This window comes from Burkholderia sp. IT-111MI5, from assembly GCF_949752865.1.
Taxonomy (GTDB): Bacteria; Pseudomonadota; Gammaproteobacteria; order Burkholderiales; family Burkholderiaceae; genus Burkholderia; species Burkholderia pyrrocinia_C.
The window spans coordinates 144505-167363 of record NZ_CATKIF010000072.1; the positions used below are offsets into that span (position 1 = coordinate 144505).

At 69.4% G+C, this 22859-nt stretch carries 18 protein-coding genes and 1 pseudogene; 12 read left to right on the plus strand and 7 right to left on the minus strand.

Annotation, left to right across the window (positions count from 1 at the left end; all coding sequences use genetic code 11):
* Positions 1 to 35: 35 nt before the first annotated feature.
* Entirely contained in the window at positions 36 to 1127 is a 1092-nt protein-coding gene (locus tag ACM6JT_RS33720; RefSeq protein ID WP_414858074.1) for a lactonase family protein, read from the plus strand.
* A 167-nt stretch (positions 1128 to 1294) separates the two neighbouring features.
* Positions 1295 to 2119, plus strand: a complete 825-nt coding sequence (locus ACM6JT_RS33725) for an alpha/beta fold hydrolase (RefSeq protein ID WP_414858075.1) — start codon at positions 1295 to 1297, stop codon at positions 2117 to 2119.
* 60 nt (positions 2120 to 2179) lie between these two features.
* On the opposite strand, the pseudogene ACM6JT_RS33730 reads toward ACM6JT_RS33725, so the two are convergent.
* Positions 2180 to 2587, minus strand: a pseudogene (locus tag ACM6JT_RS33730) (MFS transporter); the annotation flags it as partial.
* Between the two features lie 7 nt (positions 2588 to 2594).
* Positions 2595 to 2852 (minus strand): DUF4148 domain-containing protein, encoded by a 258-nt coding sequence (locus tag ACM6JT_RS33735; protein WP_131949348.1) that lies wholly within the window; start codon positions 2850 to 2852, stop codon positions 2595 to 2597.
* Positions 2853 to 3052: 200 nt separating this feature from the next.
* Between ACM6JT_RS33735 and ACM6JT_RS33740 the strand changes: the two genes are divergently transcribed.
* Both ACM6JT_RS33740 and ACM6JT_RS33745 read left to right on the plus strand, forming a co-directional pair.
* The gene (locus tag ACM6JT_RS33740; protein ID WP_034182609.1) at positions 3053 to 3730 is read left to right on the plus strand and encodes a heavy metal response regulator transcription factor; all 678 of its coding nucleotides are present in this window, start codon (positions 3053 to 3055) and stop codon (positions 3728 to 3730) included.
* On the plus strand, positions 3727 to 5217 hold the full coding sequence (locus tag ACM6JT_RS33745) for a heavy metal sensor histidine kinase (RefSeq protein WP_034182446.1): 1491 nt from the start codon (positions 3727 to 3729) through the stop codon (positions 5215 to 5217). Before ACM6JT_RS33740 ends, ACM6JT_RS33745 begins: the two co-directional genes overlap by 4 nt.
* Here the strand turns inward: ACM6JT_RS33745 and ACM6JT_RS33750 are convergent.
* The 3 genes from ACM6JT_RS33750 to ACM6JT_RS33760 are packed head-to-tail and all read right to left on the minus strand — an operon-like array spanning position 5198 to position 11405.
* Positions 5198 to 6733, minus strand: coding sequence for an efflux transporter outer membrane subunit (locus ACM6JT_RS33750; protein WP_414858076.1), 1536 nt, complete (start codon positions 6731 to 6733; stop codon positions 5198 to 5200). The two genes, ACM6JT_RS33745 and ACM6JT_RS33750, sit on opposite strands and share 20 nt — an antisense overlap.
* Positions 6734 to 6764: 31 nt before the next feature.
* A complete protein-coding gene (locus ACM6JT_RS33755; protein ID WP_414858077.1) occupies positions 6765 to 8126 on the minus strand; it encodes an efflux RND transporter periplasmic adaptor subunit in 1362 nt (453 codons plus the stop codon).
* A 48-nt stretch (positions 8127 to 8174) separates the two neighbouring features.
* Positions 8175 to 11405 (minus strand): efflux RND transporter permease subunit, encoded by a 3231-nt coding sequence (locus tag ACM6JT_RS33760; RefSeq protein WP_414858078.1) that lies wholly within the window; start codon positions 11403 to 11405, stop codon positions 8175 to 8177.
* Between the two features lie 269 nt (positions 11406 to 11674).
* On the opposite strand from ACM6JT_RS33760, the gene ACM6JT_RS33765 reads away from it, so the two are divergent.
* The 6 genes from ACM6JT_RS33765 to yjfF all read left to right on the plus strand — a co-directional run bounded on the left by ACM6JT_RS33765 (position 11675) and on the right by yjfF (position 17243).
* Positions 11675 to 11950, plus strand: a complete 276-nt coding sequence (locus tag ACM6JT_RS33765) for a DUF4148 domain-containing protein (RefSeq protein WP_175749218.1) — start codon at positions 11675 to 11677, stop codon at positions 11948 to 11950.
* Positions 11951 to 11965: 15 nt separating this feature from the next.
* Positions 11966 to 12193 (plus strand): hypothetical protein, encoded by a 228-nt coding sequence (locus ACM6JT_RS33770; protein ID WP_407972956.1) that lies wholly within the window; start codon positions 11966 to 11968, stop codon positions 12191 to 12193.
* A 389-nt stretch (positions 12194 to 12582) separates the two neighbouring features.
* Positions 12583 to 13545 (plus strand): ABC transporter substrate-binding protein, encoded by a 963-nt coding sequence (locus ACM6JT_RS33775; RefSeq protein WP_131949039.1) that lies wholly within the window; start codon positions 12583 to 12585, stop codon positions 13543 to 13545.
* A 61-nt stretch (positions 13546 to 13606) separates the two neighbouring features.
* Positions 13607 to 15121, plus strand: coding sequence for a sugar ABC transporter ATP-binding protein (locus tag ACM6JT_RS33780; RefSeq protein ID WP_414858079.1), 1515 nt, complete (start codon positions 13607 to 13609; stop codon positions 15119 to 15121).
* The gene (locus ACM6JT_RS33785; RefSeq protein ID WP_105393297.1) at positions 15118 to 16158 is read left to right on the plus strand and encodes an ABC transporter permease; all 1041 of its coding nucleotides are present in this window, start codon (positions 15118 to 15120) and stop codon (positions 16156 to 16158) included. Before ACM6JT_RS33780 ends, ACM6JT_RS33785 begins: the two co-directional genes overlap by 4 nt.
* Positions 16155 to 17243: a galactofuranose ABC transporter, permease protein YjfF gene (yjfF, locus tag ACM6JT_RS33790; protein ID WP_414858080.1), complete on the plus strand. Its 1089-nt coding sequence runs from the start codon at positions 16155 to 16157 to the stop codon at positions 17241 to 17243. The genes ACM6JT_RS33785 and yjfF overlap by 4 nt, the downstream gene beginning before the upstream one ends.
* Positions 17244 to 17374: 131 nt before the next feature.
* Here yjfF and ACM6JT_RS33795 read toward each other — a convergent pair whose 3' ends face one another.
* Both ACM6JT_RS33795 and ACM6JT_RS33800 read right to left on the minus strand, forming a co-directional pair.
* Positions 17375 to 18463, minus strand: coding sequence for an aldose epimerase family protein (locus ACM6JT_RS33795; protein ID WP_034182437.1), 1089 nt, complete (start codon positions 18461 to 18463; stop codon positions 17375 to 17377).
* Between the two features lie 27 nt (positions 18464 to 18490).
* Entirely contained in the window at positions 18491 to 19684 is a 1194-nt protein-coding gene (locus ACM6JT_RS33800) for a XylR family transcriptional regulator (RefSeq protein ID WP_034182436.1), read from the minus strand.
* 273 nt (positions 19685 to 19957) lie between these two features.
* Between ACM6JT_RS33800 and xylA the strand changes: the two genes are divergently transcribed.
* Together xylA and xylB are read left to right on the plus strand one after the other, a co-directional pair.
* Positions 19958 to 21280: a xylose isomerase gene (gene xylA, locus ACM6JT_RS33805; RefSeq protein ID WP_034182607.1), complete on the plus strand. Its 1323-nt coding sequence runs from the start codon at positions 19958 to 19960 to the stop codon at positions 21278 to 21280.
* Positions 21281 to 21284: 4 nt separating this feature from the next.
* Positions 21285 to 22775: a xylulokinase gene (xylB, locus tag ACM6JT_RS33810; protein ID WP_243567286.1), complete on the plus strand. Its 1491-nt coding sequence runs from the start codon at positions 21285 to 21287 to the stop codon at positions 22773 to 22775.
* Positions 22776 to 22859 lie beyond the last annotated feature (84 nt).

The window sequence follows — 22859 nt, forward strand, 5'->3', positions numbered from 1 at the left end:
GCATGTGTCGTTCCCTTTCCTTCACCTGAAGACTCATGAACACGAAAACACTCCGGCGCGCCGTTGCGGCGGCCGCATTCGGGATGGTCGCGTCGCTCGCGCACGCGGCGACGTATGCGTACGTGTCGAACGGCGACAGCCGCGACATCTCGGTGTTCGGCGTCGACACGTCGAACGGCGCGCTGACCGCGATCGAAACCGTGCCGGTCGGCGGCACCGTGATGCCGATGACGCTGTCGCCCGATCATCATCGCCTCTATGCGGCGCTGCGCTCGACGCCGTACCGCGTCGTCAGCTTCGCGATCAACCCGCTCGACGGACGGCTGATCGAGCTCGGCCGCGCGCCGCTCGCGGACAGCATGGCTTATGTGTCGACGGATGCGTCGGGCCGCTATCTGTTTTCGGCGTCGTATGGCGGCAACCTGCTCGCAGTGAACCCGATCGGCGAGAACGGCGTCGCGGGCGACGTGCAGCAGACGGTGAAGACCGGCCCGATGGCGCACGCGATCCGCCAGTCGCCGGACGGCCGCCACGCGTTCGCGTCGGTGCTCGGCGCCGATGCGTGGCTGCGGTTGCCGTTCGATGCGTCGACGGGGACGCTGACCGACGTCGCGACGCCAGCGTACCGGCTGCCGGAGAAATCCGGCCCGCGCCATTTCGTGTTTTCGTCGAACGGGCGTTTTGCATACCTGATCGACGAACTCGACGGCAAGCTGCACGTGCTCGCGCTGTCGCACGGCGGCGCCGATGTACGGCCGATCCAGACCGTGTCGATCCTGCCGCCGGATTTTCATGGCGACAAGCCGTGGGGCGCCGACCTGCATCTGACGCCGGACGGACGATTCCTGTATGCGTCGGAGCGCACGTCGAGCACGCTCGCCGCGTATCGCGTCGACGCCGCGTCGGGCAAGCTCGCGCGGATCGGCACGTTCGCCACCGAGAAGCAGCCGCGCGGCTTCGGCATCGACCCGTCGGGCAACTATCTGCTCGCGGCCGGGCAACTGTCGCCGACGCTTGCCGTCTATCGGATCGACCGCGGCACGGGCCGCCTCGACGAGATCGGCAAATACCCGGTCGGCAAGGGCGCGAACTGGGTGGAGATCGTCACGTACGACGGGACGAACTGACTGGCGGCGTACGGTGCGGCGTTTTCGTCGCGGCGCGACATGCGGGTCGTCACACGCACGTCCGCTACCTGTGCGATGATGCGCCGCTTTGCGTTCGTCGCAGCACGCCGCGGATCGCGGCGCCCGCTTCCGGGCGGCTGCCGATCGGGTTGACATCCGGAGACGACATGCCCGCACACACCATTCATGGCAGTACGCTGCATTACCAGGACCACGGCACCGGATTTCCGGTGCTGCTCGGGCACAGCTATCTGTGGGACGCGGCGATGTGGGCGCCGCAGATCGACGCGCTGTCGCGCAAGTATCGCGTGATCGTGCCGGACCTGTGGGGGCATGGCGCATCGGGCGCAGTGCCGGAAGGCACGCAGACGCTCGACGATCTCGCCGCGCACGCGAGTGCGCTGCTCGACGCGCTGGAGATCGAACAGTGCGCGGTCGTCGGGCTCAGCGTCGGCGGCATGTGGGGCGCGCGGCTCGCGTTGCGCGAACCGCAGCGCGTGCGCTCGCTCGTGCTGATGGATGCGTCGCTGGAGGCCGAGCCCGACGCGACGCGCCTGCGCTACTTCGGCATGCTCGATGCGATCGCCGCCGCGGGCCGCATCGCGCCGCCGCTGCTCGATGCGATCGTGCCGCTGTTCTTCCGGCCGGACGTGAATCCGGCGGACCCGGTGCCGACCGCGTTTCGCGACGCGCTGGCGAACCTGCCCGCCGACCGGCTGCGGCAATCGATCGTCCCGCTCGGCCGGTTGATTTTCGGCCGGCCCGACACGCTGTCGGCGCTCGCCGGCCTGGACGCCGAGCGCACGCTGCTGATGTGCGGCGCGGGCGACATGGCGCGCCCGCCGTCGGAAACCGTGAAGATGGCGAGCGTGATCGGCTGCGCGCATGCGCTGGTGCCGGACGCCGGCCACATCTCGAATCTGGAAAATCCCGCGTTCGTCACGCGCGCGTTGCTCGACTGGCTCGAAGGGCAGCGGTTGTCGTCGAACTGAAGCACGCGTGGGCGACGCCGGCGGCACCTGCCGCGCGGCGCCGCATCACGCCGGACCGCGTCACGCGCGTTCGCTGACCGGCGTGAATTTCCTGCCTGGCACGCGGGCTTCTTCGGCACCGCCGCGAACGAGGCTCAGTGCTTCCGCGCGGCTCGACACGCACGGCCCGGAACCGGGCAGCGGCTGACGCGCGGTCTCGCGCAGCGCGAGCACCGACACGATGCCGATGAACGACGCGCCCATCAGGTAGTAAGCGGGCATCATCAGGTCGCCGGTGCGATCGACCAGCCACGCGGTGACGAGCGGCGTCGTGCCGCCGAACAGCGATACCGACACGTTGAAGCCGATCGCGAGCGCGCCGTAGCGGATCCGCGTCGGGAACAGCGCCGGCAGCGCCGACGGCATCACGCCGGTGAACGTCGACAGCAGCGTGCCATAGATCAGCATCCCGCCGAACACGGGCAGCATGCCGCAATCAATTTCCGGCCGACGCCGTCGCGATCGGCGTCGCGTCGTGATGCTGGGTCGCGTAAATCTGGCGATTTCGCGCGATCTCCGCGTGCGACGGCGGATAGTCGTTCCGGTTCGACGGCAGCAGGCCGTCGGCTTCGGCATCGATCAGTTGCTGGCGCACTTCGGCGCGCGTGAGCGGCGCCTGCGTGGACTGGGCGAAGGCCTGCGTGCCGAACGGCAGGCTCAGCGTGGCAACGACGAAAGCGGCGACGAGTTTCATGATGGCTCCTGGGCAGATGAATGAACGGGCGAGTGGGGATGGGCCCACGCTTCGAATTCTGGTCGCCGCGGCCGTCACCACCCTGACCCGCCGATTACAGTTTCGTAATCCGGCCGGGTCGCGCCCGCGCGATGCGGTCCGCCCGCCCGGTTTCCCGGTAACATCGGCGCATGTCACCACCGAATGCGATGGAGCCGATCATGCGCATCCTGATAGTCGAAGACGAACCGAAGACCGGCGCGTACCTGAAGAAAGGGCTCGAGGAATCCGGCTTCAGCGTCGATCTCGCGAAGGACGGCGGCGAGGGCCTGACGCTCGCGCAGGAAGAAAGCTACGACGTGATCGTGCTCGACGTGATGCTGCCCGTGCTCGACGGCTGGAGCGTGCTGAAGCGGCTGCGCGACACGCACGCGACGCCCGTGCTGTTCCTGACCGCGCGCGACGACGTGCAGGACCGCGTGCACGGGCTCGAACTCGGCGCCGACGACTACCTCGTGAAGCCGTTCGCGTTCGTCGAACTGCTCGCGCGCATCCGCACGCTCGCGCGCCGCGGGCCGCCGCGCGAGACGGAGCGCATTTCGGTGGGCGACCTGGAGATCGACGTCGTGCGCCGCCGCGTGAAGCGCGGCACCGTGCGGATCGACCTGACGCCGCGCGAATTCTCGCTGCTGCAACTGCTCGCGCGCAGGCAGGGCGAAGTGCTGAGCCGCACGCAGATCGCGTCGTACGTGTGGGACATGAATTTCGACAGCGATACCAACGTCGTCGAGGTCGCGATCCGGCGGCTGCGCGCGAAGATCGACGACGATTTCGCGATCAAGCTGATCCATACGGTGCGCGGCGTCGGTTACGTGCTCGAACCGAAGGACGCCGCATGACGCTCGGCCGCTCGCTCGGCGCGACGCTCGCGCTCGCGTTCGGCGCGACCATGCTCGCCGTCTTTGCGCTCGTCGGCGCGTACGTGTACACCGGCCTCGAGCGGCAGGTGAGCACGCAGGACGACCTCGACATCGTGCTCGCCGCGCGGCATACGCGCCGGCTGGCGGGCGAACTCGATTCGCTCGACGCGGTGCGCGCGCATGCGGACCGGCTGACGAGCCAGGTGCTCGGCAACGAGGCGCTGTCGATGGCCGTCGTCGACGGGCAGGGCAACGTGCTCGCGCGCCACAACGTCGAGCGGACCGAATTCGAGGATCTGCCCGGAACGGCCGCCGGTGCATCGTCGCCCGCGCTGCCTGCGCTGCGTACGTTACCCGACGCCGAACTGTTTCCGCCGCACGCGACGCCGGTGCCCGCGAACGAACGGATTACCGCCGACCGGATCGCGACGTGGACCGCCGACGGCGGCACGCCCGTGCGCGGCGTCGTCGCCGAGGCCGCGTTGCGCGACCGCACGAAGATCCGGATCGCGATCGCGCGCAACATGAGCGATCGCGCCGAACTGCTCGACGGCTACCGCGACAAGCTGAAGATCGCCGGCGGCCTGGGCGCGCTGTTCGCGATGCTGCTCAGCTACTGGCTGATCCGCAAGGCGCTCGCGCCGCTGCGCGAGATCGTCGCGAACACGGGCCGGATCACCGTCGACAAGCTCGATACGCGGCTCGATGCATCGCGCGCGCCGCGCGAGCTGACGGCGCTGGTCGACGCGCAGAACGCGATGCTCGGCCGTCTGCAGCAGGCGTTCGGGCACCTGTCGCAATTCAGCGCGGATCTCGCGCACGACCTGCGCACGCCGCTGAACAACATGCGCGGCGCGACCGAGGTGGCATTGGCGCGGCCGCGTTCCGCCGACGAATACCAGGCGCTGCTCGAATCGAATCTCGAGGAATACGACCGTCTCGCGCGGATGATCGAGAACGTGCTGTTTCTCGCGCGCGCCGAGCATCCCGGCTTTGTCACGCGGCAGCGCGCATTCGACGTGCACGACGAACTGGAGCGCATCGCCGGTTATTTCGAAGGGCTCGCCGACGAAGCCGGTTCGACGCTGCGCGTGGACGGGCACGGCCGGCTGACCGCCGATCTCGAACTGTTCCGCCGCGCGGTCAGCAACCTGCTCGCGAACGCGCTGCGCTATACGCCGGCGGGCGGCGTGATCGTGCTGCGCGTCGACGAAACGGCGGACGCGGTGTACGTGGTCGTGTCGAACCCGGGCGAACCGATCGATCCCGCGCTGCTGCCGCGCATCTTCGACCGCTTCGTGCGCGGCGACCCCGCGCGCAGCGGCGGCGTGCCGGGCGGCACGGCCGGGCTCGGCCTCGCGATCGTGCGTTCGGTGATGGAACTGCACGGCGGCACCGCACGCGTCGAGAGCGATGCGGCCGGCACGCGGTTCATCCTGACGTTCGTCAAGACGCCGACGGCGTAGCGGCCGTGTGCGCGGCGTCGGTTGCGTCCGCACCCGTATCTGCACCGGCATGCCAGCCGCCGCCCAGCGCGGTCAGCAACCCGACCGCGGTCTCCATCCGGCGCGCGGCGATCTGGTCGGCCAGGCGCCGGTTCGTCAGCGCGATCGTCTGCGCGGTCACGACGTCGAGGTAGCTGACGGCACCCGCGTTGAAGCGGTTGGTCGTCAGCCGCAGCGACAGGTCGGCCGCATCGGTCGCGCGCTGCTGGCTGCCGGCCTCCGACGCGAGCGCATCGAGCGTGGACAACTGATCCTCGACCTGCTGGAACGCAACCAGCACGGTTTGCCGGTAATCGGCGACCGTACTGTCGTATTGCGCTTGTGCGCCGCGCAGCGACGCGCTGCGGCGGCCGCCGTCGAACAGCGTGCCGGCGAGCTGCGAGCCGAGCGACCAGAACAGGCTCGGCGCGGTGAGCCACGGCGCGAAGAACCCGCTTTCGAGCCCCGCGCCCGCCGACAGCACGAGATCGGGAAAGAACGCGGCGCGGGCCTCGCCGATCTGCGCGTTCGCGGCCGCGACGCGGCGCTCGGCCGCCGCGATGTCGGGCCGCCGTTCGAGCAGTTGCGACGGCACGCCGGCCGGGATCGCCGGCACGTCGAACGATTGCACGCGCGGCGGCAGCGCGAACGTCGACGCGCTTTCGCCGACCAGCGTCGCGATCGCGTGCTGGAGCTGTGCACGCGACGCATCGATGTCGGTGTCCTGCGTGCGCGTCGCTTCCAGTTGCGTCTCGGCCTGCGCGACGGCCGACGCGTCGATCGCGCCGGCCGCGAGCTGCTGTTTCAGCAGCTTCAGCGCATCCGCATACGCATGCACCGTATCGTCGAGCAACTGCTTCTGCGTATCGAGCGAGCGCAGCGCGAAATAGTCGGTCGCGAGCGTGGCCGTGACCGACAGCTTCACGGCCTGCAGGTCGGCCGCGCTCGCGTCGGCGTTCGCCTGCGCACCCGTCACCGCGTCGCGCACGCGGCCGAACAGGTCGGGTTCCCAGCTCGCGGCCACGCCGGCCTGATAGTCGGGCGTCGTCTTGCCGGCGAGCGACGAGCCGAGCCTGTTCTGCGACAGGCGTGCTCGGCTCTGCGCAACGCCGGCCGTGACGGTCGGCAGGAACCCCGCATGCTGGTAGTCGACCATCGCGCGCGCCTGCTGGAGATCGGCGACGGCTTTCTTCACGGTCTGGTTCGAGATGTCGACCCGCGCTTCGAGCGTGTTCAGGTCGGCATCGTCGAAGACGGTCCACCACGCGCCGCGTGGCGCGGCATCAGCCGGCGCCGCGACGTTCCAGCCAGGCTGGGCGGTGGGTGCGTTCGCAGCCGGTACGCCCGCAGCCGGTATTCCCGCATAGTGCGCGGGCACCGCGACGGTGGGCGGCGAATAGGCGGGCAGTGTCGAGCACGCGGACAACGCGGCCAACGCGGCGGCGACGCCGAGCGCGACGACGCGGCGGGTGAACGGAAGCGGACGAACGAAGCGCATGACGGATATCTCGCGGGTTTTCATGGGCGGATCAACCTCGGGCGTGTGTAGAAGCTGCTGCTGGCATCGAAGCCGGTACCGCGACGGCGACGGGCGTCGACGCAGCCGCGCCGGGCGCTGCCGTCGCACCGGCTGCCGCGCCCATCTGCACCGCCGGTGCGGCCGACACGATCTTCACGGTCTCGCCCGCGGCAATCGAATCGCCCGGGTTGTCGATCACGCGATCGCTCGCGGCGAGCCCCGACACGATCTCGACGCGCGTGCCGAAATCGCGGCCGATCTGCACGGTCTTCAGCGCGGTGGTGCCGTTCGCGGCGACGGTCGCGACCGTCACGCCGTTCGGCCGGAACAGCAGTGCGCTGACCGGCAGCTCGAACGCCGGGGCCGCGCTCGGCACGAGCAGGTGCGCCTGCGCATACGCGCCGGGCAGCAGCGAGCCGTCGCCGTTGTCGACGTCGATCTCGACGCGCAGCGTGCGCGTGACCGGATCGATCGCGCCGGCACTGCGCGCGACGCGCGCGGCGAAGCGCCGCCCCGGATACTGCTGCGTGGTCAGGTAGACGGCGGTTCCGGTCGTCACGCCGGCCGCGCTGTCCTGCGGCACGTCGACGAACACGCGCAGCGTGCCGGTCTGCTCGAGATGGAACAGCTCGCCGGACAGACCGGGGCTGCCCGGCGTGCCGCCCGCGGTGACGAGCGTGCCGACGTCGACGTTGCGCGCGGTGATCACGCCGTCGAACGGCGCCGCGACCGATTCGTACGACACCAGCTCGGTCAGGTGCGCGACGTTCGCCTGCGCGGAGGCCAGCATCGCGCGCTTCGCGTTCATGTCGGCGACCTTCGTGTCGGTGTCCTGCTGCGATACCGATTGCGTCTTCAGCATGTCCTGCCAGCGCTGCGCGGTCGATTTCGCGTAGTCGTAGTTCGCCTGCGCGGTCGCCGCGTCGGCGCGCGCCTGCCGCAACTGCGCGTCGAGGTCGGGCGCCGTGATCTGCGCGAGCGTCTGCCCGGCTTTCACGTGCGCGCCGATGTCGGCGCTCCAGTGCGCGATATAACCGCTCGTGCGCGCATAGATCGATGCCTCCGCGTACGGCATCACCGCGCCCGGCAGCGTCAGCGTCTGGTCGGTGGGTGCGGCGCCCGGCAGGATCACCGACACCGGCAGCGCCTGCTGCGCGGCGACCTGCACGCGCTGCGCGGCGCGCGCGTCGACGCGCGGCACGATGCCGGCGGCCAGCAGCGCGGCAGCCGCCGCGATCGCGACGAGCGGGACGGCCAGCTTGCGGCCGCGACGGGGCGGCGAAGTGTCGGGCGCCGCGTTGCGCGCGGTTGACGGTGCCGTGTCCGCATCGGCGGCCGGCGGCGGGGCGAGAGGTTCGGTCGTGTCGTTCATGATGGTTCGAGGTCGGGCGAGTCGAAGGGAGTCGTTGTGAAGCCGCGATCAGCGCAATGCCGGCGTGTCCTGCGCGCGGCGCGCGGCAGCCGCGTCGCGGCGCCGGTCGAGCCATGCGTGGATGAAGCCGAACACGACGGGCACGAACAGCAGCGTCGACAGCGTGCCGAACGCCAGCCCGCCGATCACCGCGCGGCCGAGCGGCGCGTTCTGTTCGCCGCCGTCGCCGAGGCCGAGCGCCATCGGCAGCATGCCGATCAGCATTGCGAGCGCGGTCATCACGACCGGGCGGAAGCGGCTGAAGCCCGCGTCGAGCGCGGCCTGCCACGGCGGCGCGCCGCCCGCGATCAGCTCGCGTGCCGCGTTGACGACCAGGATGCTGTTCGCGGTCGCGATGCCGATGCACAGGATCGTGCCGGTCAGCGCGGGCACCGACAGCGTCGTGCGCGTGGCGAACAGCATCCATGCGATGCCGGCGAGCGACGCGGGCAGGCCGCCGACGATAGCGAGCGGGTCGAGCCACGACTGGAAGTTGACGACCATCAGCAGGTAGACGAGCGCGATCGCGAGCGCGAGGCCGCCGAGCAGCCCGGCAAACGATTCGCGCATCGCCTGCACCTGGCCGCGCAGCACGATCGACGAACCGGGCGGCAACTGCGCACGTGCGGCGTCGACGAGCTGGGTCACGTCGGCCGTGACGCCGCCGAGATCGCGCCCCTGCACCGACGCGAAGATGTCGAGTACCGGCTGCACGTTGTAGTGCGATACGACCGCCTGCTGCGTCGCGCGCGAGAAGCTGCCGAGCGAGCCGAGCAGGTTCTGCGCGGGCGCGCCGGCCGCCGGGCCGCCGGCCGGCGTCTGCGGCGAACGCGCGGTGCCCGCCGGCAGCGGCACGTTCGCGAGCGCCTGCAGCGAATCGACCGAATACTGCGGCGACTGCACCAGCAGCGGATAGCTGACGCCGTTGCGCGGGTCGAGCCAGAAGTTCGGCGTCGTCTGCGAGCTGCCGGACAGTGCGATCAGCAGGTTCTGCGCGACGTCGCGCTGTTCGAGGCCGGCCTGGATCGCCTTGGTGCGGTCCACGTTCACGTTGATCGCGGGCTCGTCGCCGGGCTGCTGGATGCGCGCGTCGACGAGGCCGCGCACGCCGCGCAGCTTCGCGAGCAGCGCGTTCGCGACCGCGCGGTTCTGGTCGAGCTTGTTGCCGACGATCTGGATGTCGATCGGCGCGGGCAGCCCGAAGTTGAGGATCTGGCTGACGATGTCGGCCGGCAGGAACGCGAACGTCACGCCGGGGAACGACTGCGCGAGCAGGTTGCGCAGCTTCGCGACGTACGCGGCGGTCGGCGCATGGTCCGGCTTCAGCGTGATCATCACGTCGGCATCCCCGGTGCCGATCGGGTCGGACGAGTCGTAGGTGAGGTTGATCCCGCTGACCGGCACGCCGATGTTGTCGAGCACGCTCGCGATGTCGTTCGCGGGAATCACGTCGTGGATGCGCGCTTCCACTTCGTCGGTCAGGCGCGCGGTTTCCTCGATCCGCGTGCCGGTCGGCGCGCGCAGGTGCAGGCGGATCTCGCCGGTGTCGATCGACGGGAAGAAATCCTGGCCGGCGAACGCGAACAGCGCGGTCGATACGGCGCACGCGAGCAGGAAGGCCGCCGCGAAACGGCGGCGGCGCGCGATCGCCGCCGACAGCAGCGCGCGATAGCGCAGCCGCACGGCCTCGAAACGATGCTCGAACGCGGCCTGGAAGCGTGCGATCCGAGCAAACACGCCGCGCGGCGGCCGGCCGTGCCCCTTCGCGCGCATCAGCGCCATCGCGAGCGTCGGCACCAGCGTGCGCGAGAAGAAATACGATGCGACCATCGCGAAGATCACCGCCTCGGCCATCGGCACGAACAGGTAGCGTGCGACGCCCGTCAGCAGGAACATCGGCACGAACACGATGCAGATCGACAGCGTCGACACGAAGGTCGGCACCGCGATCTCGCCCGCGCCGGTCAGGATCGCGTCTTCGAGCGGCGCGCCGCGTTCGAGGTGGTGCGTGATGTTCTCGATCGCGACGGTGGCATCGTCGACGAGGATCCCGACCGCGAGCGCGAGCCCGCCGAGCGTCATGATGTTGATCGTCTGGCTGAGCGCGGCGAGCGCGAGCAGCGACGTCAACACTGCGAGCGGAATCGACACCGCGATGATCAGCGTCGCGCGCCAGCTGCCGAGGAACAGCAGGATCATCAGCGCGGTGAGGCACGCGGCGATCAGCGCCTCGCGCACGACGCCCTGGATCGCCGCTTTCACGAACACCGACTGATCGCCGAGCGCCGAGATGTGCAGCGCCTTCGGCAGGCCGGCCGCGATCTTCGGCAGCATCGCCTTGACCTGGTCGATGATCGTCAGCGTCGACGCGCTGCCGGTTTTCTCGACGGTCAGCAGCGCCGCGCGCTTGCCGTCGGCGCGCACGATGTTGGTCTGCGGCGCGTAGCCGTCGCGAACGTGCGCGACGTCGCGCACATACACGACGCTGCCGCCGATCGTCTTCACCGGCAGGTTGTTCAGCGCGGCGACCGTCTGCGTGCTGCCGTTCATCTGCACGTTGTACTCGCGCGTGCCGATTTTCGCGGTGCCGCCGGGCAGGATCAGGTTCTGCGCGTTGATCGCGTTCACGACGTCGATCGGCGCGAGCCCTTTCGCCTGCAGCGCGCGCGTGTCGAGATCGACGACGATCTGGCGGATCTTGCCGCCGAACGGCAGCGGCACGGCCGCGCCCTGCACGGTCGCGAGCTGCGTGCGGATGAAGCTGTTGCCGAGGTCGTACAGCTGCTGCTCGGCGAGCGTGTCGCTCGACAGCCCGAGCTGCAGGATCGGCACCGTCGATGCGTTGTACGTAATGATGTTCGGCGGCAGCGTGCCGGGCGGCAGGATCCGCAGGATCGACGCGGAATTGCTCGCGGCTTCCGCGATCGCGCGATTGATGTCCGCGCCGGGGTGGAAGAAGATCTTCACGACCGACACGCCGTTCAGCGACTGCGATTCGATGTGCTCGATGTCGTCGACGTCGGACGTGAGCGCGCGCTCGTAGTTCGACGTGATGCGCTTGGCCATGTCCTCGGCGGAGAAGCCGTTGTAAGACCAGACGATGCTGACGACCGGGATGTCGATGTTCGGAAAGATGTCGGTCGGCGTGCGCAGGAGCGCGAGCGGTCCCGCGATGAAGATCAGCAGCGCGAGCACGACGAACGTATAGGGCCTGCGCAACGCCAGCCGGACGATCCACATGATGTTTTCCTCGAAGCAGGGCAGGGGTGCCGCATTCGATGCGACGAGCGTGCAGTCTGACGATGCCGCGTTGACCCGGCCCTGACTCGAAGATTACGAAGCTGTTATCTGCGTGCGGTGCGGCGGATTTCAGAATTGTCATCCGGCGGTCAGCGTCGCGCCGGCCGCGATCACCAGAATGAACGTGTCAGGCGGCGAATCGCATCCGCGGTCCCGCCGGCGGCGCATCGACGATGCGTCTTCATCGAACCGTTCTGGGGAGTTTCATCATGAATCGCAGACTGATCGCAGCCGCCGCGCTGCTCGCACTCGCAATCGGCACGCCGGTCGCCGCTTTCGCGCAGACTTCGTCGGGCCCGACCCGCGCCGACGTGATCGCCGATCTGGTGCAGGCGCAGCGCGACGGCACCGTGCCCACGTCGAACTGGGACTATCCGCCGAGCACGCGGACGATCGCGCGCAATCGCGAGCTGTATGCGATCGCACATGGCGAGCAGGGCACCGCGACCGCGTCGGCGTCCGTGCCGGCCGTCAGCGTGCAGTGAAACGGGAGTCGGGCGATGAAGGTTCTTTCCCGACTGGCGATCGCCGCGCTGCTCGCGGCGGCGGTCGCGCCGGCGTTTGCGCACGGGATGCCGCAACTGCCCGATGACGACGGCGGGCGCGCCAGCGTGCTGCGTGAATTGAACCCGACGCTGGCGAATGGTGATGCGCGGGCGCATGCCGCCGGCGTCGCGTCGAATTCGAACGGCGAGACTGACAGGAAGGCGGTGGTCCGCCGGAACTGAGTTTTGTCGAGCGCCGAGGCGACGGCCGTCATGGTTCCCGATTTCGGGGCGACGCGTCGTCCGCCGCTGCCTGTGTCGTCAACCCTTACGCGGCCGACGCATTGCCCGAATGCGCGGGCCTTCACGCCTTCAAAACGACTCGGCCGGCCCGACGCCGGCACCACGCCAGGCGCACCCGCGCGCTTAGGTGTTTATACGTATGCCGATTCCGATATCGCTTCAATCCAAGATTTCATTGGAAGGTTATCGGACTTGTTCCTAGACTGATCCGGGGCATGCATACCGGGCCGACCCGGCCGGACACGCTGCCCGGCACAGCCCTGAACCGCGCGCGCCAAGCAGAAACAGAACAGCGCCGCGGCATACAACGACATCATCGGAGACGGACCATGACATTCATCAGGAAGCTGGCGGCCGGTGCGATCGTCGCCGCGGCGACGGTACTCGCGCCCGGCGCATTCGCGCAGCAAAAGCCGATCACGCTCGGGTTCTCGCAGGTCGGCGCGGAAAGCGCGTGGCGCACCGCGAACACCGTGTCGGTGAAGGGCGCGGCGAAGGACGCCGGCATCAACCTGAAATTCTCGGACGCGCAGCAGAAGCAGGAGAACCAGATCCGCGCGATCCGCTCGTTCATCGCGCAGAAGGTCGACGTGATCGCGTTCTCGCCGGTCGTCGAATCGGGCTGGGAGCCGGTGCTGACCGAGGCGAAGGCCGCGCACATCCCGGTGATCCTGACCGACCGCGCGGTCGACGTGAAGGATCCGTCGCTGTACGTGACGATGATCGGCTCGGATTTCCTCGAGGAAGGGCGGCGCGCGGGCCACTGGATGGAAGAGCGCTACAAGAACGACGCGGGCCCGATCAACATCGTCGAGCTGCAGGGCACGGTCGGCTCGGCGCCGGCCAACGATCGCCGCGCCGGCCTGCTCGAAGTGATCAAGAGCAATCCGAAGTTCAAGGTGATCGCGTCGCAGAGCGGCGACTTCACGCTCGCCGGCGGCAAGCAGGTGATGGAAGCGTTCGCGAAGACCTACGGCAAGCAGATCAACGTCGTCTACGCGCACAACGACGACATGGCGCTCGGCGCGATCCAGGCGATGGAAGAGGCCGGGATCAAGCCCGGCAAGGACGTGGCCGTCGTGTCGTTCGATGCGACGAAGGGCGGCTTCCAGGCGATGATCGCCGGCAAGATCAACGTTGACGTCGAATGCAGCCCGCTGCTCGGCCCGCAGCTGATGAGCGCGGTGAAGGACGTCGTCGCCGGCAAGCCGCTGCCCAAGCGCATCGTGACGAACGAGACGGTGTTCCCGATGAGCGTCGCGGCGCAGGTGCTGCCGACCCGCAAATACTGACATGGTCCGCACGGGCGGCGGCGCGGCGGCCGCCGCCGGCGACCGCTTCGAGGGAGGGTTCATGACGAGTCCGCCGGTGGTCGAGATGATCGGCATCGACAAGTCGTTTCCGGGCGTGAGCGCGTTGCAGCGCGTGAATTTCCGGCTGTTTCCGGGCGAGATCCACGCGCTGATGGGCCAGAACGGCGCGGGCAAGTCGACGCTGATCAACGTGCTCACCGGCGTGCATGCGCACGATGCGGGCGAGATTCGCGTCGGCGGCGAGCCGGTGCGCTTCGCCGCGCCGCGCGAGGCCGAGGCGGCCGGGATCCAGACGCTCTATCAGGAAGTGAACCTGTGCGCGAACCTGTCGGTTGCCGAGAACATCTTCGCGGGCCGGCAGCCGATGCGGCGCGGCGCGATCGACTGGAACGCAATCCATGCACGGGCGCGCGCCGCGCTGGCGGAACTCGACCTGTCGCTCGACGTCACGCGCTCGCTCGACGCGTATCCGATCGCGGTGCAGCAGATGGTCGCGATCGCGCGCGCCGTTTCCGTCGATGCGCGCGTGCTGATACTCGACGAGCCGACGTCGAGCCTCGACGACGGCGAGGTCGCGCGGCTGTTCGACGTGCTGCGCCGGCTGAAGGCGTCGGGCATCGCGATCCTGTTCGTCACGCATTTCCTCGAGCAGACCTATGCGGTGTCCGACCGGATCACCGTGATGCGCAACGGCGAGCGCGAGGGCGAGTACCTGGCGCGCGACCTGCCGGTCGACGTGCTGGTCGCGAAGATGACCGGCCGCGAACGAATGTCCGACACGCTGCAGGCGGGCGCTGCCGCGGTCGAGCGCGCGGCCGGCGCGGCCGCGCCGTTCCTGTCGATGCGGCAGGTCGGCCGGCGCGGGATGATGAGCCCGCTCGATCTCGACGTGCGGCCCGGCGAAATCGTCGGGCTGGCCGGGCTGCTCGGCTCGGGGCGTACCGAAACCGCGCAGCTCGCGTTCGCCGCGGAGCGCACCGACACCGGCGCGATCGAGATCGACGGCGCGCGCAAGCGGCTGGCGTCGCCGCACGATGCGGTCCGGCACGGGATCGCGTATTGCCCCGAGGACCGCAAGAAGGAAGGCATCGTCGCCGCGCTGTCGATCCGCGAGAACGTCATCCTCGCGCTGCAGGCGCGGCGCGGCTGGTGGCGGCTGATCGGGCGCGCGCGCCAGCGCGAGATCGCCGAGTCGTATATCGCGCGGCTCGGCATCAAGGCGCGCGACGCGGAGCAGCCGATCGGGCTGCTGTCGGGCGGCAACCAGCAGAAGGTGCTGCTCGCGCGCTGGCTCGCGACGGACCCGAAGCTGCTGATCCTCGACGAGCCGACGCGCGGCATCGACGTCGCCGCGAAGTTCGACATCATGGAGCGCGTGCTCGCGCTGTGCGCGACCGGGCTCGCGATCCTGTTCATTTCGTCGGAGATCAGTGAAGTGGTGCGCGTGAGCCACCGGATCGCGGTGCTGCGCGACCGGCGCAAGGTCGCCGAACTGACCGGCGCCGACGCGTCCGAAGAGCAGGTTTACCGGCTGATCGCGGGAGGCCAGTCATGATGCGTGTACGCACGCTGTTTCGTCATCCGCTTGCGTGGCCGGTGCTGACGCTTGCGCTGCTGTTCGCGCTCGACGTCGCGCATCGTCCGGGCTTCCTGTCGATCGCGCTGCTCGACGGTCACCTGTTCGGCGCGCCGATCGACATCCTGAACCGTGCGGCGCCGCTCGTGATCGTGTCGCTCGGCATGACGCTCGTGATCGCGACGCGCGGGATCGACATTTCCGTCGGCGCGATCGTCGCGATCGCCGGCGCGGCCGCGGCGATCGTGCTCGAAGCCGATCCGTCGCGGGTCGGCACGGCGCTGGCCGCCGCGCTCGGCGTCGGGCTGCTCGCGGGCGCGTGGAACGGCCTGCTCGTCGCGTTCGTCGGGATGCAGCCGATCATCGCGACGCTGATCCTGATGGTGGCCGGCCGCGGCATCGCGCAACTGCTGACGGGCGGCCAGATCATTCCGATCGGCGCGCCCGGCTACCTCGCGCTCGGCGGCGGTTATCTGGCGACCGTGCCGTGCTCGGTGTGGATCGCGCTCGCGACGATCGCCGCGACCGCGCTGCTGGTGAACCGCACGGCGCTCGGGCTGTTCATCCGCGCGATCGGCGTGAACCCGGTCGCCACGCGGCTCGTCGGGCTGCGTTCGGGTGCGGTCGTGTTCGGCGTGTACCTGTGCTCCGGCGTGATGTCGGCGGTCGCCGGCATCCTCGCGAGTTCCAACGTGCGCAGCGCCGACGGCAACAACGCGGGGCTGCTGCTCGAACTCGACGCGATCCTCGCGGTGACGCTCGGCGGCACGTCGCTGCTCGGCGGCCGCTTCAGCCTCGCCGGCTCCGTGCTCGGCGCGCTGATCATCCAGACGCTGACCTACACGACCTACTCGATCGGCGTGCCGCCGGAGGCGACGCTGGTCGTCAAGGCGGTCGTCGTGATCGTCGTGACGCTGATCCAGTCGGACGCGGCGCGCGCGCTCGTGGTCCGCCACGCGTCGCGGCTGCTGCCTTCCGCGCGTTCGCGCGCCACCTCCGGAGCCACGCCCCGATGACCCGATTCCTTGGCCGGCTCGCCGACCCGCGCACGCTGCCGATCGTCGTGACGATCGTGCTGTTCGCCGCGCTGTTCGGCTTCGGATCCGTGATGTACGCGGGATTTTTCTCGATGCAGGTATTGACCGGCCTGCTCGTCGACAACGCGTTCCTGTTGATCGTCGCGATCGGCATGACGTTCGTGATCGTGTCGGGCGGCATCGACCTGTCGGTCGGCTCGGTCGTTGCGCTGACAACGATCTTCTGCGCGGTCGGCGCCGAGCGGCTGCACTGGCCCGTGTGGGTGATCGTGCCGCTGGTGCTCGCGTTCGGCGCGCTGTACGGCGCGGCGATGGGCGCGCTGATCCATTATTTCCGGCTGCAGCCGTTCATCGTCACGCTGGCCGGGATGTTTCTCGCGCGCGGCGCGTGCTTCCTGATCACGACGCAGTCGATCACGATCAACGAACCAACCTTTCATGCGATCGCGGGCATCAGCGTGCCGGTCGGCGGCGGCACGCTGAGCGCGGGCGCGCTGATCGCGCTCGCGACGCTGGCCGTCGCGATCTACGTCGCGCATTTCACGCGCTTCGGCCGCAACGTGTATGCGATCGGCGGCAACGAGCGTTCGGCGCTGCTGATGGGGCTGCCGGTCGCGCGCACGAAGATCGGCGTCTATGCGCTGAGCGGGCTGTGCTCGTCACTCGGCGGCGTGGTGTTCACGTTGTACGTGCTGTCGGGCTACGGGCTGCAGGCGCAAGGGATGGAGCTCGACGCGATCGCCGCGACCGTGATCGGCGGCACGCTGCTCACGGGCGGCGTGGGCTACGTGATCGGCTCGGTGTTCGGCGTCGGCATCCTCGGCACGATCCAGGTGCTGATCACGTTCGACGGCACGTTGAGTTCGTGGTGGACGCGGATCGTGATCGGCGCGCTGCTGTGCGTGTTCTGCGTGCTGCAGCGGGTCATCGAGCGGCATGCAACGCGGCGGCGCACGGGCGGCACGGGGCTCGGCGCGCAGCAGCCGAAGCGTGACACCGCACACGCGCGGCCGGCCGAGCCCGGCGAGGACGCGGCGCTGGTGTCGACGATGCGGCGCGTGTAGTGCGTGTAGTGGAGCGCACGGCGCGCGCCGCGCGGTGACGGGCAACGGGGCAACCGGGCAGCGGCACGCACGACGTACGTGGCCGATGCCTGGCCGCCGGTGCTTGTTGTCGAAGGCGGCCGGTGCGCGCGTTACGCGCGAACGGCCACCCGGTACAGGGTCGTTTGACGATAGACGGCGCCCGGATGAAGGATGACGTCGTCGCGCAGGTCGGCCATGTTGACCTGGTCCGGAAAGCCGCCGGCTTCGACGCACAGCGCGGCGTGTTGCGCGCAACGCGTGCCGCCCCTCACGCGCAAGCCGTCCAGATAGTTGCCGGTATAAAGCTGGAGGCCGCGCTGATCGGTCGACACGATCAATTCGCGGCCGCTTTCCGGATCGTAGATGCCGGCGACGGGCCTGACCGTGCGCGCGCCGTCGCGCAGCGCGAAGCAGTGATCGAAGCCGCGCGCCCTTGCAAGTTGCGCATGCGGCCAGTCGAGGCGCGCGCCGAGCGGCGCGCTGTGCCGGAAATCGAAAGCGGTGCCGGTCACGTCGGCGGTGCCGGTCGGGATCAGCGCGTCGTCGACTTCGAGGAACGCGTCGGCGTCGATGCTCAGCACGTGGCCGCGCACGTCGCTGCCCGCGCGGCCGCTGAGGTTGAAATAGCTGTGATTCGTGAGGTTGAGCGGCGTGGGCGCGTCGGTGACGCCGGTGTAGTCGATCGTCAGCGTGCCGTCGTCGTCGAGCGCGTAGCGAACCTGCACGCTCACGTTGCCCGGAAAACCCGCGTCGCCTTCCGGCGAATCGAGCCGCAGCGTCAGGCCGCCGCAGTCGTCGACGACTTCCCAGCGCTGCCGGTGAAAGCCGCTCGCGCCGCCGTGCAGCAGATTGCCGTTCTCGTTGCGATCGAGCAGGTAGTCGACCCCGTCGAGCGTGAAGCGCGCGCCGGCGATCCGGTTCGCCCAGCGGCCGACCGTCGCGCCGAGGTAGGCGCCCGATTCGACATACTCAGCGGGCGTGTCGTGCGCGAGCACGATATCGGCGAAGCGTCCGGTGCGGTCGGGCGCGAGCCACGACACGACGGTCGCGCCGAGGTCGCTGACGACGACGCGCATGCCGTGCGTGTTGCGCAGCGTATAGCGCCGCACCGTGTCGCCGTCGGGCAGCGTGCCCCACGGCTCGGAAGGCACGCGTGCGACGCCGGGCGTCAGATGGGAGGAATCGGTATCGATGTGCATAGGATGATTCGATGTGAACGGCGGGCTTCAGTGCGCGGCGATCGCGCGTTCCTGGTATTCGCGCGGCGTGCAGCCCAGCTCGCGCCGGAACACCGCGTACATGTACTGGAGCGACGTAAACCCGCAGCGGATCGCGACCTCGGCGCTCGACGCCTGCCTGCCGGCGAGCAGCGCCTGCGCCGCTTCGAGCTTGTGGCGCAGGATTTCCTGGTGCACGGTGCGCTGCAGTTCGCGACGGAAGTGCTCTTCGAGCAGCGAGCGCGACACGCCGACGTAGTCGGCGACCTGCTCGGTCTTGATGCCCTGGCACGCATACTGGCGAATGAAGTGACGGGCGCGCATCACGTGCGGGCTCGCGAGCGGCTGGTGGCGGGTCGATTCGAGCACGTTGATCCCGACGGGCGGCACGAGAATCCGCCGGTCGGGAAAACGTGCGCCGCGCAGCATCTGGTGCAGCAGGTGCGCGGCCGTGCGGCCCATTTCCTCGGTGCCCTGGATGACCGACGACAGCGGAATGCGCGTAAGCGTGCGCGTGAGCGGATCGTTGTCGATGCCGATGATCGCGACCTGTTCCGGCACCGCGAGGCCCGCGATCAGGCACGCCTGCAGCAGGTGCCGCGCGCGTGCGTCGGTCACCGCGATCACGCCGACGGGTTTCGGCAGTGCGTGCAGCCAGCCGATCAGCTGCTCGATCGCGTGGTTCCAGCCCGACGCGCTCGTCGACAGCCCGCGGTAGATCGGCGCATCGACGCCGTCCGCGCGCGCGAGGCCGTCGAACGCGAGCTCGCGCTGCTGCGCCCAGCGGTTCTGCTGCGCGACGGGCAGGCTGTACATCGCGAAGTGCGGCAGCCCGGCGCCGATCAGGTGCGTGTACGCGAGCGATACGAGTTTCGCGTTGTCGGTCGCGATATACGGCACGCCGTCCGGATACTGCGCCGGATCTTCGTACGACGAACCGAGCGCGACGATCGGCAGCGGCGAGCCCGCGAGCGCGTCGGCGACGGCCGGATCGTCGAAGTCCGCGATGATGCCGTCGCCGTCGAAGCGCTCGATGCCGGCGAGCCGGCAGCGGAAATCGTCCTCGAGGAACAGGTCCCATACCACGCGCGTCGAGCGCAGGTACTGGCCGATGCCGCTGATGATCTCGCGGTCGTAGACCTTGTTGGCGTTGAACAGCAGCGCGATGCGGTGCGGCGTTTGAGTGGAAGGGGCGCGGTTCATCTCGGTCTCGAAGCGCGCGCCGTCCGGGGCGTCGCGCCGTTGTCTCCGGGCGCGCGGGCAACGCCGCGCGGCTGTCTGATCTGTCTGGTGTCCGGCGATTGTAGGACGGAACGCGTGCCGTGCGCAGCGCGCTGGCAAGAAACGTTAAGCGTGCTGCGCAATTTCGCAATTGCGGGCGACGGGGCGCGCGGGCACGATCCAGCCAGATCGAATTCGGCCAGCATGCCAACGCGATGCACGCCGCACTGCAACAAGAAACCGGACGGAGACGCCATGTCGTATTTCGAACATATTCCCGCGATTCGCTACGAAGGTCCGCAGTCGGACAACCCGCTTGCATACCGCTATTACGACCGCACGAAGGTGGTGCTCGGCAAGACGCTCGAGGAGCACCTGCGGATCGCGGTGTGCTACTGGCACACGTTCGTGTGGCCGGGCCACGACATCTTCGGCCAGGGCGCGTTCCAGCGGCCCTGGCAGCAGCCGGGCGACCCGCTCGAGCGCGCGCGCCAGAAGGCGGATGCGGCATTCGAGTTCTTCACGAAGCTCGGCACGCCGTTTTATACGTTTCACGACACCGACGTATCGCCGGAAGGTGACAGCCTGCACGCGTACGTCGAGAACTTCGCGCGGATGACCGACTACCTGGCCGAGCGCCAGCAGGCGACGGGCGTCCGGCTGCTGTGGGGCACCGCGAACCTGTTCTCGCATCCGCGCTTCGCGGCGGGCGCGGCGACCAACCCGAACCCCGACGTGTTCGCGTGGGCGGCCACTCAGGTGCGCCATGCGCTCGACGCGACGCATCGGCTCGGCGGCGAGAACTACGTGCTGTGGGGCGGCCGCGAAGGGTACGAGACGCTGCTCAATACCGATCTCGTGCGCGAGCGCGAGCAGTTCGCCCGCTTCCTGTCGATGGTCGTCGAGCACAAGCACCGGATCGGCTTCAAAGGGGCGCTGCTGATCGAGCCCAAGCCGCAGGAGCCGACGAAGCACCAGTACGACTACGACGTCGCGACGGTGCACGGTTTCCTCACGCAATACGGATTGCAGAACGAAATCCGCGTGAACATCGAGGCGAACCATGCGACGCTCGCCGGCCACTCGTTCCATCACGAGATCGCGAACGCGTTCGCGCTCGGCGTGTTCGGCAGCGTCGACGCGAATCGCGGCGATGCGCAGAACGGCTGGGACACCGACCAGTTCCCGAACAGCGTGGAAGAACTGACGCTCGCGTTCTACGAGATCCTGCGCCACGGCGGCTTTACCACCGGCGGCATGAACTTCGACGCGAAGGTGCGGCGCCAGAGCGTCGATCCGGAAGACCTGTTCTACGGCCATGTCGGCGCGATCGACGTGCTTGCGCTCGCGCTCGAGCGCGCGGCCGTGCTGGTCGGCAACGACCGGCTCGACTCGCTGCGCCGCCAGCGCTACGCGCAGTGGGACAGCGCATTCGGCCGCGAGATCCTGTCGGGCGGCTACACGCTGGAGTCGCTCGCCGCCGACGCGCTCGCGCGCGGCGTGAACCCGAGGCATGCGAGCGGCGCGCAGGAACGGCTCGAGAACATCGTGAACCAGGCGATCTACGGGCTGCGCTGACGCCATGTACATCGGACTCGATCTTGGCACGTCGGGCGTGAAGGCCGTGCTGCTCGACCGCGACGGTGCGGTGCGGGCCAGCGCGAGCCGGCCGCTGTCGGTGAGCCGGCCGCGGCCGCGCTGGTCCGAACAGGCGCCGCTCGACTGGTGGGATGCGGCATGCGGCGCGCTGGCGGCGCTCGTCGCCGACGCGCGTGCGGCCGGCATCGATCCGCACGACATCGGCGCGCTCGGCCTGACCGGGCAGATGCACGGCGCGACGCTGCTCGATGCGCACGGCGACGTGCTGCGCCCCGCGATCCTGTGGAACGACGGCCGCGCCGATGCCGAGTGCGCGGAACTCGAGCGGCTGGCGCCCACGCTGCGCGCCGTCGCCGGCAACCTCGCGATGCCCGGCTTCACCGCGCCGAAGCTGCTGTGGGTGCGCCGTCACGAGCCGGACGTGTTCGCGCGGATCGCGCACGTGCTGTTGCCGAAGGATTATCTGCGCTACCGGCTGACCGGCGTGTTCGCGACCGATCCGTCGGATGCCGCCGGCACGCTGTGGCTCGATGTCGCGAAGCGCGACTACGACGACACGCTGCTCGCCGCGTGCGGGCTGTCGCGCGAACAGATGCCCGCGGTGTTCGAGGGCAACCGCATCACCGGCACGCTGCTGCCGGCCGTCGCGCGCACGCTGGGGCTGCGCGAGATCCCGGTCGTCGCGGGCGGCGGCGACAACGCGGCCGGCGCGGTGGGCGTCGGCATCGTGCGGCCCGGCGATGCGCTGCTGTCGCTCGGCACGTCGGGCGTTTATTTCGCGGTGTCGGACGGTTTCCGCGCGAATCCCGAATCGGCGGTCCACAGCTTCTGTCATGCATTGCCGCATACCTGGCACCTGATGTCGGTGATGCTGAATGCGGCCGGCTGCATCGATTTCACCGCGCAGCTGGCCGGCTACGACGGTGTTGCCGCGCTGCTCGCCGACGCCGAGGCGAACGCGCGCCGTGACCGCCCGTGGTTCCTGCCTTATCTGAGCGGCGAGCGCACGCCGCACAACGACGTGAATGCGAAGGGCGTGTTCTACGGGTTGACACCCGACACGCAGCGCGCGGATCTCGCGAACGCGACGCTCGAGGGTGTCGGCTTCGCGCTGCTCGACGGGATCGACGCGCTGCATGCGGCCGGGCTCGCGCCCGACGGCATCACGGTGATCGGCGGCGGCTCGCGCAGCGCGTACTGGACGCAGATGCTCGCCGACCTGAGCGGCCGCGCGCTGACGTTGCGCGCGGGCGGCGAAGTCGGCCCGGCGCTCGGCGCCGCGCGGCTCGCGCATCTCGCGCTCGAACCGGATGCGCCGCTCGACGCGGTGTGCCCGCAGCCGCCGGTGGTGGCCGTGCGCGAGCCCGACATGGCGCGCCACGCGTGGTATCGCGACGCGCGGCGGCCGACGTTTCGCGCGCTGTATCGCGCACTCGAACCGGTGTTTTCGGCAGGCGCGGGTCATACCGCATAACGCCGTGCCGTGTGGTGGCCAGACAAAGGGCGGCGCGTTTCGGCGGCCGCCCGGCGTTCATGGGGTTGTCCAATAAAGAGGAGT

Bases quoted from the DNA above. Each gene is read 5' to 3' on its own strand.
- ACM6JT_RS33760 (WP_414858078.1), bottom strand. From the start codon at position 11,405: ATGTGGATCGTCCGGCTGGCGTTGCGCAGGCCCTATACGTTCGTCGTG.
- ACM6JT_RS33720 (WP_414858074.1), top strand. From the start codon at position 36: ATGAACACGAAAACACTCCGGCGCGCCGTTGCGGCGGCCGCATTCGGG.
- ACM6JT_RS33765 (WP_175749218.1), top strand. From the start codon at position 11,675: ATGAATCGCAGACTGATCGCAGCCGCCGCGCTGCTCGCACTCGCAATC.
- ACM6JT_RS33770 (WP_407972956.1), top strand. From the start codon at position 11,966: ATGAAGGTTCTTTCCCGACTGGCGATCGCCGCGCTGCTCGCGGCGGCG.
- ACM6JT_RS33725 (WP_414858075.1), top strand. From the start codon at position 1,295: ATGCCCGCACACACCATTCATGGCAGTACGCTGCATTACCAGGACCAC.
- ACM6JT_RS33740 (WP_034182609.1), top strand. From the start codon at position 3,053: ATGCGCATCCTGATAGTCGAAGACGAACCGAAGACCGGCGCGTACCTG.
- ACM6JT_RS33745 (WP_034182446.1), top strand. From the start codon at position 3,727: ATGACGCTCGGCCGCTCGCTCGGCGCGACGCTCGCGCTCGCGTTCGGC.
- ACM6JT_RS33785 (WP_105393297.1), top strand. From the start codon at position 15,118: ATGATGCGTGTACGCACGCTGTTTCGTCATCCGCTTGCGTGGCCGGTG.
- ACM6JT_RS33750 (WP_414858076.1), bottom strand. From the start codon at position 6,733: ATGCGCTTCGTTCGTCCGCTTCCGTTCACCCGCCGCGTCGTCGCGCTC.
- yjfF (WP_414858080.1), top strand. From the start codon at position 16,155: ATGACCCGATTCCTTGGCCGGCTCGCCGACCCGCGCACGCTGCCGATC.
- ACM6JT_RS33755 (WP_414858077.1), bottom strand. From the start codon at position 8,126: ATGAACGACACGACCGAACCTCTCGCCCCGCCGCCGGCCGCCGATGCG.
- xylB (WP_243567286.1), top strand. From the start codon at position 21,285: ATGTACATCGGACTCGATCTTGGCACGTCGGGCGTGAAGGCCGTGCTG.
- ACM6JT_RS33795 (WP_034182437.1), bottom strand. From the start codon at position 18,463: ATGCACATCGATACCGATTCCTCCCATCTGACGCCCGGCGTCGCACGC.
- ACM6JT_RS33780 (WP_414858079.1), top strand. From the start codon at position 13,607: ATGACGAGTCCGCCGGTGGTCGAGATGATCGGCATCGACAAGTCGTTT.
- ACM6JT_RS33775 (WP_131949039.1), top strand. From the start codon at position 12,583: ATGACATTCATCAGGAAGCTGGCGGCCGGTGCGATCGTCGCCGCGGCG.
- ACM6JT_RS33735 (WP_131949348.1), bottom strand. From the start codon at position 2,852: ATGAAACTCGTCGCCGCTTTCGTCGTTGCCACGCTGAGCCTGCCGTTC.
- ACM6JT_RS33800 (WP_034182436.1), bottom strand. From the start codon at position 19,684: ATGAACCGCGCCCCTTCCACTCAAACGCCGCACCGCATCGCGCTGCTG.
- xylA (WP_034182607.1), top strand. From the start codon at position 19,958: ATGTCGTATTTCGAACATATTCCCGCGATTCGCTACGAAGGTCCGCAG.